General features: G+C 53.1%; 13 protein-coding genes. 6 read left to right on the top strand and 7 right to left on the bottom strand.

Annotated features, from left to right (window positions below):
• Nucleotides 1-259: 259 nt before the first annotated feature.
• From ACR0B7_RS14305 to ACR0B7_RS14295, 3 genes are all read left to right on the top strand, one after another.
• Nucleotides 260-1,357, top strand: a complete 1,098-nt coding sequence (locus ACR0B7_RS14305) for an efflux RND transporter periplasmic adaptor subunit (RefSeq protein WP_480681786.1) — start codon at nucleotides 260-262, stop codon at nucleotides 1,355-1,357.
• On the top strand, nucleotides 1,357-4,449 hold the full coding sequence (locus tag ACR0B7_RS14300) for an efflux RND transporter permease subunit (RefSeq protein ID WP_170567422.1): 3,093 nt from the start codon (nucleotides 1,357-1,359) through the stop codon (nucleotides 4,447-4,449). Before ACR0B7_RS14305 ends, ACR0B7_RS14300 begins: the two co-directional genes overlap by 1 nt.
• 84 nt (nucleotides 4,450-4,533) lie before the next feature.
• The gene (locus ACR0B7_RS14295; protein WP_170486559.1) at nucleotides 4,534-4,692 is read left to right on the top strand and encodes a hypothetical protein; all 159 of its coding nucleotides are present in this window, start codon (nucleotides 4,534-4,536) and stop codon (nucleotides 4,690-4,692) included.
• A 60-nt stretch (nucleotides 4,693-4,752) separates the two neighbouring features.
• Here the strand turns inward: ACR0B7_RS14295 and ACR0B7_RS14290 are convergent, their stop codons facing one another.
• The 3 genes from ACR0B7_RS14290 to ACR0B7_RS14280 all read right to left on the bottom strand — a co-directional run bounded on the left by ACR0B7_RS14290 (nucleotide 4,753) and on the right by ACR0B7_RS14280 (nucleotide 8,032).
• Nucleotides 4,753-5,763: a HupE/UreJ family protein gene (locus ACR0B7_RS14290; protein WP_480681784.1), complete on the bottom strand. Its 1,011-nt coding sequence runs from the start codon at nucleotides 5,761-5,763 to the stop codon at nucleotides 4,753-4,755.
• Nucleotides 5,756-6,553 carry a peptidyl-prolyl cis-trans isomerase gene (locus ACR0B7_RS14285; RefSeq protein ID WP_170486560.1) on the bottom strand — a complete coding sequence of 266 codons (798 nt, stop codon included), beginning with the start codon at nucleotides 6,551-6,553 and terminating at the stop codon, nucleotides 5,756-5,758. The genes ACR0B7_RS14290 and ACR0B7_RS14285 overlap by 8 nt, the downstream gene beginning before the upstream one ends.
• Before the next feature lie 204 nt (nucleotides 6,554-6,757).
• Complete coding sequence (locus tag ACR0B7_RS14280) at nucleotides 6,758-8,032, bottom strand: arginase family protein (protein WP_170486561.1); 1,275 nt, start codon at nucleotides 8,030-8,032, stop codon at nucleotides 6,758-6,760.
• A 195-nt stretch (nucleotides 8,033-8,227) separates the two neighbouring features.
• Between ACR0B7_RS14280 and ACR0B7_RS14275 the strand changes: the two genes are divergently transcribed.
• Entirely contained in the window at nucleotides 8,228-9,190 is a 963-nt protein-coding gene (locus ACR0B7_RS14275; RefSeq protein WP_170571222.1) for an AraC family transcriptional regulator, read from the top strand.
• Here ACR0B7_RS14275 and ACR0B7_RS14270 read toward each other — a convergent pair.
• On the bottom strand, nucleotides 9,187-10,122 hold the full coding sequence (locus ACR0B7_RS14270) for an AraC family transcriptional regulator (RefSeq protein ID WP_170486563.1): 936 nt from the start codon (nucleotides 10,120-10,122) through the stop codon (nucleotides 9,187-9,189). The genes ACR0B7_RS14275 and ACR0B7_RS14270 overlap by 4 nt on opposite strands.
• A gap of 160 nt (nucleotides 10,123-10,282) precedes the next feature.
• Here ACR0B7_RS14270 and ACR0B7_RS14265 point away from each other — a divergent pair, with 160 nt between their 5' ends.
• Complete coding sequence (locus tag ACR0B7_RS14265; protein WP_170418861.1) at nucleotides 10,283-11,554, top strand: arginase family protein; 1,272 nt, start codon at nucleotides 10,283-10,285, stop codon at nucleotides 11,552-11,554.
• Nucleotides 11,555-11,900: 346 nt separating this feature from the next.
• A complete protein-coding gene (locus ACR0B7_RS14260) occupies nucleotides 11,901-12,797 on the top strand; it encodes a cation efflux transmembrane domain-containing protein (protein WP_170486564.1) in 897 nt (298 codons plus the stop codon).
• 98 nt (nucleotides 12,798-12,895) lie between these two features.
• Here ACR0B7_RS14260 and ACR0B7_RS14255 read toward each other — a convergent pair whose 3' ends face one another.
• From ACR0B7_RS14255 to ACR0B7_RS14245, 3 genes are all read right to left on the bottom strand, one after another.
• Entirely contained in the window at nucleotides 12,896-13,219 is a 324-nt protein-coding gene (locus ACR0B7_RS14255; RefSeq protein ID WP_170486565.1) for a hypothetical protein, read from the bottom strand.
• A gap of 95 nt (nucleotides 13,220-13,314) precedes the next feature.
• Nucleotides 13,315-13,848 carry a DUF3299 domain-containing protein gene (locus ACR0B7_RS14250; protein ID WP_170486566.1) on the bottom strand — a complete coding sequence of 178 codons (534 nt, stop codon included), beginning with the start codon at nucleotides 13,846-13,848 and terminating at the stop codon, nucleotides 13,315-13,317.
• Nucleotides 13,838-15,106 carry an agmatinase family protein gene (locus ACR0B7_RS14245; RefSeq protein ID WP_480681780.1) on the bottom strand — a complete coding sequence of 423 codons (1,269 nt, stop codon included), beginning with the start codon at nucleotides 15,104-15,106 and terminating at the stop codon, nucleotides 13,838-13,840. The genes ACR0B7_RS14250 and ACR0B7_RS14245 overlap by 11 nt, the downstream gene beginning before the upstream one ends.
• Nucleotides 15,107-15,817: the final 711 nt, after the last annotated feature.

Genomic DNA, 15,817 nt, shown 5'->3' with positions numbered 1-15,817 from the left:
AAGGCTTTTGGTTTTGCGCCTTCGGCGGTCTTTTTTGCAAATGTTCCGCCCATACTAATGTGGTCGCACAAACAGATCGGCGTCTGTGCCAACTGGCAACTTTCCGATGTTCAATAGACGGAGAATTTCAAACGAATTCATATGTTTGACTTTGTTCTGTAAGGGCGTACACTTGCGACTAAGTTCAAGCGCTTAAGCACGATTTTGGTTGGCCACTTTGGGTTCAGAGAAAGGGCAACAGCCAAAACGGGAGGGGAATGTGAAGAGATTTTCTATCGGGTTGTCGGTCTTTTTGGTGCTGGCCGCGTGCTGGGAAAAAGAAGAAGAAACCGCCGAAACAGTCATCCGACCCGTCCGGACAACCGAGATTGCCGATCTCTCCAGCATCCATGATCGTTATTTCGTAGGCACAGCAAGGGCCGCGCGCGAGGTGTCGCTGGCGTTTCGTGTGCCGGGCAATGTGGTCGGCGTGAACGTTCAGGTTGGCGATCCGGTCGCGAACGGAGATGTCGTGGCAGCTTTGGATCCCGCCCCGTTTCAAGCAGAGGTGGACAGGCTGACCGCGGAATTGGAAAGCGCGCAGGCAACGTTTGACAATGCGAAGCTGCAAACTGACCGGCAGCGCTCTTTGGTGGAAAAGGACGTAGCGGCGCAGGCAACGCTTGACCGGTTCGTCGCGGGCGAGACGTCGGCTAGGGCCGCGATCAATTCTGTGCAGGGTGCGCTGGACCGTGCGACCTTGGACCTGACCTATACTAGCCTGGTCGCACCCTTCGATGGCCGGGTGGTCGCAAAGTACATTGAGGATTTTGAAGAAGTGGCAGCGCAGACTCCGGTTCTTCGGATACTGGATGCCGAGCATATCGAAGTGGTGATCGACATCCCCGAGCGGTATATCGCCCTGATCCCACATATCGAGGATATCACGGTATCATTTGACGCCCTGGGAGACGTCACCCTGCCCGCCGAAATCAGCGAGATCGGCTCGGAGGCTTCGGCCACGACCCGGACCTTTCCCGTCACCTTGAAAATGAAGCAACCGGAAGGCTCGCCGGTACTTCCGGGTATGTCAGGGCGGGTTCGCGGCAAGCCGAAAGAAGGGTACGAGCCGTTTGACTCCATAATGGTTCCCGCCAGCGCAGTTTTTGTGCCCGAAGGTGAGACCGATCCGCATGTCTGGGTGTTCGATACCAGTTCCGAAACGGTGGGCGCACGAAAGATCACATTGGGAACGCCCCGATCGCAGGGCGTTGCCGTCAGCGAGGGCTTGGATTTCGGCGACGTGATCGTCACCGCCGGAGCGAATTCCCTGAGAGAAGGCCAGAAAGTCTCGCTTTTGTCTGAGGACGCTGAGTAATGGGGCTCGCTGCGTTTTCGATTCGTAACTCCAAATTCGTATGGTTTGCCGTCGTGATGCTGACATTGGGCGGCATATCCGCCTTTTTCAGTCTCGGACAATTGGAAGACCCGGAATTCACCATCAAGACGGCGGTGGTGACAACACTCTATCCCGGCGCAAGCCCGGAAGAAGTTGAGCAAGAGGTCACCGAACGGATCGAAATCAAGCTGCAGGAAATCAAGGAGATCGACTACATCTCAAGCGAAAGCCGGGCCGGGGTGTCGACAATCAAGGTAGAAATCCGGCCGAACTATTGGTCCGAGGAGTTGCCCCAGATATGGGATACGCTGCGGCGAAAGGTCAGGGACGTTGAGACCCAGCTCCCGCCCGGCGCAGGTCGGCCCGCGATAAACGATGACTTCGGCGACGTGTTCGGTCTGCTGCTTGCGATGACATCCGATGGGTTTTCGTATCAAGAGCTTGACGCGTTCGCAGATGACTTCAAACGCGAGCTTTCGTTGATCGACGGTGTCGGAAGGGTTGATCTTTGGGGTGAACGCGACAGGGTCATTTACCTTGAGACCCGAGAGGAAGTTCTGGCTGCACTCGGTGTGTCCGCACAGACCCTCCTCAGCACACTGCAAACGCAAAATTCAATCGTGGATGCCGGTCGGGTCAACATCGGCGATTACCGCATGCGTATTGCGCCCAGCGGCACGTTCGGCAGCCCCGATGACATCGCGGACCTGGTCGTACGGCCCAGTGGTTTAGATCAGGCTCAAAGCGGCCAAGGACGGGGTCCAGAGTTATTGCGGCTGGGCGAAGTTGTTGACGTTGTTGAAGGGTATGCCGATCCACCGACAACACTGATGCGGTTCAATGGGCTTCCCTCGATTGGGTTGGCGATATCCTTCCAGTCCGGGGTCAACGTTGTAAGCGTGGGGCAGGCCGTGGACGCCAAGGTATCCGAGCTTATCGAACGCCTCCCCGTGGGTATCGAAGTCGAGCGTGTGCATTGGCAATCTGATGACGTAAATCTTGCTGTCAGCAGTTTTCTGGTGAGTCTTGGCCAGGCCGTGGCAATCGTTCTGGTCGTTCTGACTTTGGCGATGGGCGTTCGGATGGGTATCATCATCGGCAGCGGGCTGATCCTGACGATCCTTGCAACCTTTATTCCCTTGGCGATGTTGGGCATTGATCTACAGCGCATGTCTCTGGGCGCGCTGATCATTGCCCTTGGCATGATGGTCGACAACTCAATCGTGGTCGCGGATGGCGCGATGGTTCGGATGTCTCAGGGAATGGACCGCGCAAAGGCCGCAATTGATGCAGCCACGCGACCCGCAATGTCGCTGCTTGGCGCTACTTTCGTTGCGGTTATGGCCTTCTACCCGATTTTCGCATCGGTCGAGAGTGCTGGAGAATACTGCCGGACCCTCTTTTCGGTCGTCGGCATTGCACTCTTGGTTAGCTGGCTTCTGTCAATGACGGTAACACCCCTGCAATGCGTCGCCATGCTGCCAGAGCCCAAAGGAGAAAACAGTGAGAATTTCGACACCGGTCTTTATGCCGTTTACCGTCGTTTCCTGGCCGCTGCGATCCGGGTTCGGTTCCTGACAATCGGCGTCGCTTTGGCCGCTTTGGTTGTGGCGGGGGTCGGCTTTGGGTCTGTCACTCAGTTGTTCTTCCCAACCTCATCCATGACGAAGTTCATGATTGACTATTATGCCCCCGAAGGAACGCGGATCGAAGCCGTATCCGAAGCCATCACGCGCATTGAAGAACAGGTGGAGCAGGACGAACGTGTCACCGGAATCGCCAGTTTCATCGGAGCCGGGCCTCCTCGCTTCTATCTTCCAGTCGACCCGGAAGGCACCAACCCGTCCTATGCGCAAATCATCGTAAACGTCGATGACTATCGCGATATCCCTGAAATGACCAAGAATATCTCGCTTTGGATTTCGGCCAATATGCCCGAAGCGACCGCGTTCACACGTCAGTTCGGCGTTGGACCCAGCAACACCTGGGCCTTTGAAACGCGGATTATCGGACCTGCGGATGCGGATCCGGAAACTCTGCGAGACCTTGGCGACAGGGCCGTCGCAATTTTGGACAATCATCAATGGACCAAGGTTGCGCGCACCGATTGGCGCAACCGCGTTCTGAAAACCGTGCCCGACTACGATCAGGATCGCGCCCGGTGGACAGGCATTACCTACGAGGATCTCGGGAATACAACGAAACGCGCATTTGATGGGCGATCAGTTGGCCTCTATCGCGAGGGCGACGAACTTCTGCCGATCATCGTTCGCCCCGGCGCTGATGATGTCGCTGCCGTTGACAATTTTGAGCTGCTGCAACTGCAATCTCCGTTTTCAGTCGAACCTGTGCCCCTGGCCCAGGTCGTTCGGGGCGTCAATGTCCAACCCGAGGATCCCACAATCAATCGCCGCGACAGGCGGCGGGTGCTGACCGTTCAGGCGAACCCGATCGACAGCGTGACCCTGCCAAGCTACCGGGCAGCCGTTCTTGCCGACTATGACGCTTTGGCAGCCGAGTTTCCGCCCGGCTACAGCTTGGAATGGGGCGGAGAATATGAGGATACGGTATCTGCACAAGCGTCCCTGATCCCTGGCATGATACCCGCTTTTTCGATCATGGCGCTTATAGTGGTCGGGCTATTCAATTCATACCGCAGGCCGCTGGTCATTTTCCTGACTGTGCCGTTCGTTATCATTGGGATCGTCCCCAGCTTGCTACTTACGAACACTCCGTTCGGGTTCGTCGCACTGCTTGGAGGGATGAGCTTGGCGGGAATGATGATAAAGAACGCAATCGTTCTTATTGATCAGATCAACGACAATCTGGCCGAGGGTCAACCGGGCTATGACGCTATATTGAATGCCGGTGCCTCAAGGCTTCGGCCGGTCGTGTTGGCCGCTGCAACAACTGTCTTGGGTGTTATTCCACTTCTGCCGGACGTGTTCTGGGTGGGCTTGGCCATCACAATCATGGGCGGATTGACGGTCGGCACGATGCTGACAATGATTCTGGTTCCAGTATTGTTCGCAACCCTGAACGGCATCAAAGCCACTGCGCCCAATGTGTAGTACGTCTTTCAAAAAGGACGCCGATCATAAAACAAGGCACAGGCGGAAACACATAAACTGCTAAACCAATAAACGGGGGCTACGTTGGACAATACGGTTCTTTTCTTTCTGGTCGGTATCTTCGTCGTTGGCCTTCTCATGCTCGGGTACTTCGCCAAGGGCAACGGAGCTTTGATGGTGGTCGCAATCCTAGTCGGCGTGCTGCTGGCGTTCCTGGCATTCTTTGGTGGTTACTTGGGTTAACCGCCCCGAGACAATAACCTCGCGCTGCGTTTGTATCCTTCAAGGCCACTTGCAGAGTTTCTAAGCAAAAATTGAGTATGTCCGCTCGATCATCCAGTAGGTTGCAACAGTTCCAATTCCGTAGACGAGCATCATTTGAGCGTAGTTCTCCAAACGTCTTGCGGCAGGAATACGCAAAAACAACCACCCGACAATGAGGGCCGCCCCGACAAAAAGCAGCTGCCCAAGCTCCACACCGATGTTGAAAAACAAAAGCGCGATCGGGATTTCAGACGGGGGTAGTCCGATTTCAGCCAACGCACCGGCAAATCCAAGCCCGTGCAAGAGCCCGAAAGCAAACGCGACGACCCACGGTGCCCTTATTGCCAGAGACAAACGACCACGTGATTTCCAGACAATCTCGGACGCAAGAAACACGATCGACAAAGCGATTGCCGCCTCTACCGGCGCTGAAGGTAGCGAAACAAACCCTAACGTTGCCAAACCCAAAGTGATCGAGTGGGCAACCGTAAACGCAGTTATTGTCTTAACCAGCATCCACCAGCCTTCCACAAGAAAGAGCAAGGCCAAAACGAACAGCAGGTGATCCAATCCCTCAAGAATGTGTTCTACGCCCAGAACCGTGTAACGTTGGGCGGCGCGCACCGCCGACCCCGAACCAGCCAGCCATTCCTCCAGATTGACTTCGATGGTCGTCCCTTCTCGTTTTACCAATCGCGTAACCGGTTCTTGCCCATACCAACGAACTGTCAGCAAAGCGCCTTCGCGATTCCAGGGAAGCGACAGCCGATCATCGGATGTAAGAGAGGCCGAACATGCAAAGTTGAAAGTTACGGAATAGGAACCCCTTTCACCATTCGGGTTTCCCACAAACTCACAATGATCAGGCAAATGCGGAGACAATATCGCTGCGGATATGCGACTGGGCACTTTAGAAATCAGCCGATACTGGCCAGGTGCCGTTTCATTCAGTTCCGCGCGATCCAAGCCAAGCGTATGCGCGTGGGCACAAATCCCCTGAATTGCAATCAATGCCGCCGCCCACAAAACGATCGGGAATAGCTTACTCACCTTCCCTGTCCCCTTGCAGCGGCGCAATTTCGACCTTGTAGTCAATTTCAACGGATCGCAGTTCTTGCTCTAGCAACTCACGTGACTTGTCTGTCATCCACCGGGTCGCCACCCAATCCTTGGCCTGCGCAAACTCAGGCAACTGAGCAGGGTTTTCCCTGATAACCCTCAGAAAGTGGATTGACCCTGTCTGAGATTGAAACGGCCCGTGCCATTCGTCGTTTTGGGCAATGGCTGTCAAAACTTCATTTGCCGTTTCACCGCCGAACGCCTGCACCAGGCGCTTTTGATCCATGTATCTCAAGGTGCTTCCAAAGGTGATGTCAGCATCGCCAAGCGTCTTGGGATCAGCGCCTTCATTCAACGCGTCCAGAATTTTGGGAGAAACTTCGTTGACCGAGTTAAACATCACATGATCAAGGTCATAGCTGGGCGGACTCCGAAAATTTTCCGGGTTGCTGTCAAAGTATTCTTTGAGTTCCGCCTCGGTCGGCTCTGCCAAATCTCCAGCTATGAAAAACCGCATATTCTGAAGAAGTAACGCGCGAATACGAGAACCGTCAGAAAAACCTCGCTTCACTGCTTCGCGGACCAGAATCTCCTCCTCAACGAAGTTTCTGACCAGCTCTTGTTTTTCATCTTCACTCAGGGGGCGCAAAAGCAACTCCGCCTCTCGATCAAATAGATATTCCTGTGTCGCTGCGTCCACCACGATCAGATCTCGGTCGTCCTTTGCAAACAACGCCTGTCCGATAAACAGAAGCCCCGCGAGGACGAGAAACTGAAACAAGGGTTCTCTGACGATATTGGAAAGGAATGAGTTCGGGTCACCTCTGTCGGTACCGGCTGGATTTTCCGTTCGATTGCTTGAAGTGCTAATGGACATTCTTGAACCTGTTTTACGTCACCCGAAAAAGACGCCTCAATTCAAGGCGCCTTTCCCGACAAAGGCAAGCGTAAGGAGTGCAACGCACCGATTACGCGGCTTGCAATACTACTTACTGTTATCCTGAAGCATTGCAGGGTGAACATAATTCGGGTCAGTTATGCCCTCTTTCCGAGCGGCCATAGCGGCGAGGGTATGTCTCTGCAAACGGCTGATGACGTTACCTGTAGAACGACGGCGGTCATCCAGAAGCGGAGAGTATTCGACCCAATCGATCAGCAGTATCTCATTCTGCAGCGCCAGCTTTCGGAGGATCTGCATGAACTGTAGCGTAGTGAAACCACCAATTTCAGGGTTCGACACACCCGGAGCCAAAGAGCCGTCCAAAACGTCCATATCGATTGAGATATACAGTCGGCGACCTTCAAGTTCCGCGATCAGCTCGTCAACCGTTGCGTCAAATCCGTTTTTTTCAAACTTCGGCATAAAGTAGTAGTTGGTCTGATTGTTGAACATCCAATCCATTCTCTCGACGCTTTCATACGCACCGCGCAGGCCGATGTGAAAAATCTGATCTCCTGTCGTCCACCCCTGTTCATGCGCAAAGCGGAGCGCCGCTCCGCCGTGGGTAAACATGCCAAGGCGTCCGTCTGGCGGTGCAAGGTCGGTGTGGGCATCAAAGTGAACTGTTGTGAAACTCTGCGGACCGTAGTGGTCAATCAGCGCCATGAGCGAAGCGACCTGAGTACCGTGGTCGCCCCCTATGACGAAGGGTATCGCACCGCCATCCAGGATTTCCTTGAACACGCCAGCCTGGTCAGCAAAGTTCTGCATCATCAAAGACGGGTGGGCGTTGGCGTTTCCATAGTCCACAACGTTTAAAATGTCGAAATACTGGTTGTTGAACCACATATCATGCCCCGACTGGGCAAAATCGTAGTTGTGGTTGACGCGCATATAGTTCGCGGCCCAGCCATTGCCGTCTGCGGGGTTAAACTGACTTGGCGCGCCAACGATGGCCACGTCGACCTCTCCGGCAATCAGGTCTTCTGTTGTCAGCGCGACCGGAAGACCAAAATACGTTGGGAAAGCGTGCTTGGTAGGCACAACATAATAGCGCTGCAAGTCAATTGGGCCTGGTTCCCGCGGAGGGTTGTCACCCACCATATCCTTGCGCAGATAGTATTTGTTCCAACCGGGATCGAGGATCTGAACATTCGGGTTGCTTGGATCCCTCCACGGCTGCATGGAAGACGGGAACCCATCGACCACCGGATCAGATGAAAAATCCGGTGCTGGATTGTCCTCTGCATAGACCGCTCCAGCTACGGTAGCTACGAACAGAGCGGACCATTTGGACAATAGAGATAAGCGACGCGCCACTTTCTAATCCTCTCATTTTAAGACTAAATTTAACTTGACTACGGAGAGGATAATTTCTCAGGCTATCTATGACTGTGCAAAAAGTGCAATTGGCACGCATCTTTGCAATCAGCCGACATACATTGCCTGATCCGGTGTCGGCACTCGAACGGGATACCAAGTCCCCGAGACTGTAGTGATGGTGAGGGAACGGCTTTGGCTTTCGATCGTTTTTCCATTGATCTTGCAGATGAAGACACGCTCGAAAATTTTTATCTTGAGCAAACCAATACTGACACCAACTTCATGCAATTCACTTCTGGCCCCGCAATCCTAAGCGCCCACAGTATCGATTTTGGCGACATCAGGCTTTTGCAGGTGTCCGGTGAAGGCAGGCATCTGTGGACAGACACCATGCTCGCACGTGAATGGCGTTTTGCGATCATGGTTTCAGCCAATGGCAGCCCGCGAATTGGACGGTCTGGCATTTCTCGCACCACCGCGCATCTTCTGAGACCGGGTGAAACGGCCGAACTGTTTACCAGCGGCAGTTACACGACCCTCGAATTTACCTTCTCGGAAGAACTTGCCGAAAAACTGGGGTGGGGTTGTCGTGGCGGCCAAACTGCGGATGTTTTTGAAGGCACCGTTAGAACCTTGACCGCAATAGCGAAGGCCGGTTTTTGCGCGGCTTTCAAGTCCGGTTCCGGCGATTGCAACTCGGCCGCTCTCTCAGATATTCGGTCTGAACTGATCGATGCGCTTGATATTGCTCTGCAACCTTGGGCTCCGCCCGAAAACCATCGCGGCAATGTTCTTTCGCGTGAGGCACAGGTCGATTTGCTGCGCAAGGCCCGCAGACTGCTACAGGACAACGACAATAACTTGTGTTTCAGTGTTGAGGATTTGGCTCAGGAAGTTGGCGTCTCAAAGCGCAGCATCTTTCAAGCCTTCAAAAGAGAATATGGGATTGGCCCCCGAAGATTTCGAGAAATCGTGCGTTTGAACGCGCTTCGCGCTAGCCTCTATCGTAGCGAACCGGATGCCTCGTCAGTAACTTTGCTGGCGAATGACCACGGTTTCTCAGAGCTGGGACGCATGGCCGGAAAGTACCGGTCTCTGTTCGGAGAACTTCCAAGCGAAACTCTCAGACGTCCAAGGCAGAGGCTGTTGAACTAATGGCGTAGCGTTTGGCTGGGGTACTCTCCAAACTGTTGACGGTACTTTCCGGCCATCCGACCGAGATCACCAAACCCGAATTCGATTGCCAATTCCGTTACTGTAGTTTCATCAGGGCTAGTGTTTTTCAGCCGGTTTCGCAGTTCTGCAAGGCGACGGATTTCTACATACCGCCTCGGTGTAATTCCAAGCGACTGGCGCAGTGAATAAAACAGCGTGCGACGCCCCACTCCGAGTTCTTTGGAAATGGACCCGAGATCAGGCATAGCGTCGCCCAGTTCGGAAAGGAGGTGATCAAAGTTTTTAAGCACTGAATACCGGCTCGTGCATTCGCTAAGTTCCGGATGCGATCCGGCACCGTGGGGCAACCATGGAGCTAACGCACATTCCAAGGCGTCCAGAACCATCCCCTGCGCCGCCGCCGTTGATGCAACCCCTGTCCCTTTGCCTTTGAACCCAGCGATTTTACTTGCTTGGCGGCACGCAGATTCAAGCCGCTTCAACGGCGTTCCGTGGATGCGTGCCAAAGGCGCTCCTGAAAAGGTCCACCCAAGACTGTCTGCAATTTCCTTGGATACGCCGATTTCCAGCGTTTCAACCGGCCCCAGAAAAACATAGTCCATCTCCTGACCCGGGCGAAACAACATCGCATCTTCAGGACCAAGTTCGTGGCCAAGCGATCTGACGCCGTTCCGTGCGTTCAGGACAATCCCGAAATGCACGCGACCGTCATCAGACATCTGGTCTTGCCACCTGCAATGAGCAATTCCCGAAGCCCACAACAACGTAACGCCATCTAGATCCACAACCTTGTATTCAAGTTTGGCCGGGCCCGCTGAAAATTGGGTATAGCCGGGCATCATCCCAGTGGCCCGGAACAGAAACTCCGAAATATCTTCGGCTTCGTGCAGAAGAATACGCTGTGTACCCATGCCCTTAGTCTGTATGCGCGGCACGGCATTCGGCAAGAATTAATTCTGCAAAGATAGGTTCCAAATGCACTTATTACGTAGCACCCTTGCTACCTGTCCGACAAAATCACACGCAATCTAATGACAAAACCGGATTGCCTTGAATTTGAAAGGACAGACGATGAATTACTGCAAGTTGTTGTCCACCGCTGTGTTCACCGCCGCACTTGGTGCCATTCCTTTAGAAACTTCGGCGCAAATGTTGAAGGATATCGCCACGTCCTCGCCAAATGAAAACATCGGGCCGATGCCCCACGAGGTCCCTGACGACCCGACAAAGATGAATATCAAACAAGACAAGTCCACGGATATCTGGCGGGCAGAACGTGAGCCGTCTGGACGTCCAGCCGGACCGATGGACGTACAGCGATACCAACTCCAGATGGAACCCGTGGGAATTCAGACGTTCTTTAAGCTGCCCGTCGCTCTTACCCCCGAAGACCTGCAAGCCGGTGAAATTGATGTCGCGATATTTGGCGCTCCTACCGGTGCCTTGCCGCATTCGGCCGGCAATATGTGGGCACCGGCGGAGGTACGGACAACCCGTGACTATGGCGGCTACGGCGACCCCAAGTTCCCACTAAGCTGGGTAGAATACGAAACCCTTCTCGCTCCATTCACAATCTTGAACGCCGTTGACTACGGCGATGCTGGCCTGAACGCCTATAATCAGTCGGCCACGCTAGAGGAAATCCGTCGTATGACACGGGAGGTTGCCTCCGTCGGCGCAATTCCCTTCATCGTTGGTGGGGACCACTCGGTTCCAAACGGTACTTTCCGCGGTATCGTCGACGTCTACGGAAAGAACAACGTTGCTTTCGTACATTTCGATGTCCACCTCGACCGAGACGCCGGCATGGGTAAATTTGGTGCCTATTACCATTCAGGCAGCTTTATGAATCGTGCGGTTCAGGAAGGAATGGTCGAAGGACGACATGTCATTCAATACGGTATGTCCACACCAGTCTTTGGCCCCGAAGAATGGGATCAGGTGGCCTCGGAAGGTGGCAAAGTTTATCACATCCACGAAATCCGCCGCGACGGGGTCGAGGAAACATTCAACAAAATCTACGAAGACCTCGCGGACATCGATTTGGTCTATGTGAGTTTTGACATCGACACTTTTGACATGAGCTACGCTCCGGGCACTGGCTCCTCGTCGCCCATTGGTTCACACCCAGAAGACCTTTTCCCGATGCTGCGCCAGTTTGCGGCTACCAAGACAATCGTTGGCGTTGATTTTGTAGAGTTCAACCCCTTCTACGATAACCGTGGCCAGCAGACCGCGCGACTTGTTCGGCGAACGATGTTTCAGTTTCTAACTGGTATCGCGATGAAAAAGGACGGGATCGAACCGGACTATATCCACCCGCGCATCTCTGGCGAACCGTAAAGAAGATCCTGCACCGGCGACAACAGTTTCAACTACCGGGCAGACCCAGAGGGTTTTTATCCGGGGTCAAAGGTGCCCCTTCACCGGTACGGATGCGCTGCTGGTCTGAACTGAGGCTTTACACATCGTGGGAACAGGCTGTGAACGAACATCTATCCAACGATTGGTTCAATCAGTATAACTGCGTTGGGGGATGACAGAATAAATCCTGCCGGACCCTCAGAGACTGTATGAAAAAGCAAGTCTTTGTAAAAACAGGAAGACGCAAGGCAACCAAAGCGAGTGGAAGCAAGGTAGTATGTCGGCTACGGCGCAGAACGTCGAAAGCTCAGCCCTGAGGGTTGGAATGATAGGCAACCTTGCTATGGGGTTTGCCGGTGTCTTGGCTTCTATTCTATCGAACTCTCAAGCCCTTCTTGTTGATGGTCTATTCTCTCTTGTGGGGTTTTTTGCTGCAATTATAGCTGTTCGCGTCGGAAAACAGTCATCGGCCCGACCTGATGATGTCAGACCGTTTGGCTACGCCGCCGATGAAGCCGTTTTCACCACGTTTCGTGCCCTGTCACTTTTGGGTTTGGTCGCGTTTGCTTTTACCAACGCCATCGCCAAAATTGCGTCGTATATTGGCGGCACAACGCCCGCGCCGGTGAAGTTTGAAGTCATTGGCATCTACACCATCGCGATTTGCCTCATATGCGCAGCGCTTTGGGCAAACCACTTACGGTGCTGGCGAAAAACGGGAAAACAGAGCGATATTTTGAAGTTGGAATCTCGGGCCGCAGCCTTTGATGGGGTTATTACCGGCACGGCCGGCATCGGTTTTGGCTTGGTGTATTTGTTTCAAAATGGTCCTCTCGCGATAATTGCTCCGATCGGAGACTCGATTATCGTCGTTTGTCTGTGCTGCGTCGCGTCCGGCACCTATTGGTCTGATTTTAAAAACAGCCTGGGCGAGTTGGTCGGTATCTCAGCGGGAAAAGAAATCGTCAAAGACGTGAGAGTTGCCGCAGAAGAGCATCTTGCCAACGAAGACCTGGATCTGGTCGACGTCGTTGTCCTGAAAGCAGGTCGGACACTGTCCGTGGTTGTCTTCGTGGATCCCAAAAAGCAGATTTCAGGAAGCGGCATGGACAAACTGTCAACGTCGCTGAACAAAAGTCTAAATTCAAAATTTGCCCGGGTAGAAGTCCTGATTGTGATTTCGGAGATCGGCCGCCAGGTGTTCGTACCGTCGACAGAATAAGTTCAGACATCAATGAGCCGTTCTGATTTCGGGCGCGTCTCTGTCTTTGCGTATTCTTTCAATGAACGCACGGCAGAACTGACCCGACCGAGGAATTGTCACTCTGCCAACAATGGTTCCAGACATTTTATCCTTCGGGACGCGCTCAGGCCTGAAGGGTCATCACCAAAGTCTTCTGCAATTTTTGTATATGCTTTGATCATTTCTTCCGGGTTCTCGACATCTCGCAGAATGACGCCGACCACTTCCAACAGATACGATTGTGACAACCTTGTTTTGATGCTCAGTTCTTCAATCAAGGGCCATTCCGCCTCGATTAGGCACTTCGCAGCTTCGCTGTATTGTGCTTTTCTCTCCTCTTGGGCCAGTAGTCCCGAGCTTGAAAACAGGATCGCAAACACCGCTATCAATGTTGGTCTCATCTTATCCTTCCAACTCACTTGTGAAAATTCGATCCGTTTTGCAGCAACCTTAGCACTTGCCCCCACTACGGCAACTTATCTCTAGGTAGACCGATTCACTCGGCAGGCGAGACGTCAGGAATTGTTGCCGCGACGATATCCAAAGCTTCAATCCTGTAGATCGAAGGTGCGAGTTCGCTTTGGTTTTGGCGAATAAATATTTGTCCCGTAACCCAAACCGGATCCGCCGTTATGTCGATGCCGTCCGGATACTTAACGGAAATAACTTGATCCGGAAGTGGAGCCGTTGGATGTCGGCACGTCTGAGACAACGGAGGAACCAACAGAAAGTTTTCTACATCTTTGAACTCGAATTCAACAGGATGAGCATAACCAGCAATGAGGACAAGATTACCCTCCAAACTTGAGTTTCCTGGGACGCACTCGGCGATCTGCATCGACAACATGCGATCATTCAAGTCCCGCGGTTGGCAACTTGGATTGGACAGGTAGTCGTCTAAGAACTCAGAGCACTCGGCAAGGCGACCTATTTTTAGATCCGACCAAGAGATTTTCTGTGGCTCAGAATGTGCCGCCAATCCGATCAAAGACACCAGAACAACTGAGCAGCCCAGAAGTCTAGTTTTCATTTTGACCGTGCGAAACAGTAAGCGGGCTCTTGTAATCCGGTTCAGTTAGCCCCTGTTTGCGCATCGCGATGCCCGTCAAGCATTCTCTTATTGTCCGATTGGCATTCAACGCGGAAACGTAAGTTGGGTCCATTAACGGAGCAAGCTCGACGATTTCAAACCCGATCACATTTGATTCAGCGCAGAGACGGCGAATAATTGGAAAAATCTCGCGCGGCATCAGCCCACCGGGTTCGGGCGTCCCCGTTCCGGGAACAAACGCCGGGTCAAACGTATCGATGTCGAACGAAATATACATGTATTCCGGCCCTTCATTCGCCTCGGCAATGACGTCTTCCATAACGGCATCCCAGCCGCGATGTTCGATTTCAGCCATGGTATGATAACGAAATCCGTTCATCCGCATCCATTCAAACGCTTTTTCGTCCGGGTAGTATCCCCGCAAAGCGACTTGAATGAAGTTCTTGCCTTCGACCAAGTCTTCTTCGATCAATCTGTAAACAGGCATGCCATGGTTTATCAGGTGACCTAGACCATATTTTCCGGCATCGTAATGCGCATCAAAATGAACAACACCCACATTGCCCTTTCCGTAAACGTCTGTCATCGCAGCGACGTTCGGGTACATCAATGAATGATCGCCACCGACGATAAAGGGGATCACATGGCTACCGTCGGCGTGTTGCACCGACGCGGCCTGACCGACGAACGACCGAACGGCATGAATCGTGCGCTCTGTACTCATCATATCGTTCGGGGCATTTCCGTAGTCGACAACAGTCATGTCCTGCAGCGGGTCGACCATGACATGCATGTGCGGTTGCCGTGCCCCATAACCTAGATAAATCGACGAGTTGCGCACGGCGTTTGGCCCGCGTGAGGCACCGCGTGCGCCACCGCCCATATCGGTAAATGCACCCATGATGGCAACGTCGACTTCAGCGGCAGCAAGATCGCCGGGCGTGAAAGCCAATGGTTGGTGCAGGAACGTCGGAAGTTGCATGTAGCCCTGACCATAGAAACGCTGAGGATCAACAAGTCCTGGCTCTCGTCCTTCACGCTCTCCTTCAAAACTTGGCAGAGGCGTGCGCCAAGCATTGTAAGTTGGATCCTCAGTATCCAGAGGAATAACGGGTTGTTCCCCCTCTCGAATAGGAGACTGAGTGCCCTCAAACTCATGGCCATAGATCTGAGCATTCGCAGCCCCAGAAAAACCAACACATAGAATTGCAAGCGCAGAATGGAGATTTTTTAACACCGGAAAGCCCCCAACAATTTTCAACTAATTCTGAAACTATCGCCGAAACCTCTGTTTGAGGCAACTTTTTCGTCAGCCGTTCTGATACGCCGCCACTGACTTGAGGCTGGTTTCATGGAACCTCTTTTCGAGCTGACAGAAGTCAGCCAGAATTTTTCCTGATCAAAGGGTTTGGCTCGGCGCAGGGTGCAAGCGCCCAACCTGATCAGTTAGACGCTTTTGTGGTTCTTCTATTCCTTCGGACGTATTGACACATCCGCCTGGTCCGGCATGCGGAGTTGGCGAAACTACCCTGTGCTTGTGGGAATGCCGGCTTCTAATATTTGCCAACCACAATTTCGTTGATTGAAAATACCAGTTTCAACAGGTTGGCGATTAATTTGCAGGTCGCTCTGGAAAATGCGTTGGAGCCCATGATTGAGTTTTCGCCGGAAGAAACGTCCTGATGACGGTGGGTTTTGCTTCACCTCAGATTGCTTGGTTGCAGGAGTTTTCAAGGTCGCGACACGATAAAAAGGCCTGGAACGCAGAAAGCGCCTCTTGTGGCGCCAAGTGTTTGTTATCTAGCCGAGAAGTTTGGTTGCGGGAGTAGGATTTGAACCTCTGACCTTCAGGTTATGAGCCTGACGAGGTGAAGACGTTAAGCAATTGATCCGGTGGATCAATTGTAGTCTGAATGGGCTGTGTTGGGGTTTTCTGACGCTGGTTGCG

It is taken from the genome of Ruegeria sp. BB6 (genome assembly GCF_056539385.1).
Note: the sequence above shows the minus strand (reverse complement) of the source record. Positions and strands in the feature narration are given on the sequence as shown.

Coding starts and splice junctions, on each gene's coding strand:
- ACR0B7_RS14270 (WP_170486563.1), bottom strand. CDS start 10,122: ATGGGTACACAGCGTATTCTTCTGCACGAAGCCGAAGATATTTCGGAG.
- ACR0B7_RS14300 (WP_170567422.1), top strand. CDS start 1,357: ATGGGGCTCGCTGCGTTTTCGATTCGTAACTCCAAATTCGTATGGTTT.
- ACR0B7_RS14260 (WP_170486564.1), top strand. CDS start 11,901: ATGATAGGCAACCTTGCTATGGGGTTTGCCGGTGTCTTGGCTTCTATT.
- ACR0B7_RS14255 (WP_170486565.1), bottom strand. CDS start 13,219: ATGAGACCAACATTGATAGCGGTGTTTGCGATCCTGTTTTCAAGCTCG.
- ACR0B7_RS14250 (WP_170486566.1), bottom strand. CDS start 13,848: ATGAAAACTAGACTTCTGGGCTGCTCAGTTGTTCTGGTGTCTTTGATC.
- ACR0B7_RS14265 (WP_170418861.1), top strand. CDS start 10,283: ATGAATTACTGCAAGTTGTTGTCCACCGCTGTGTTCACCGCCGCACTT.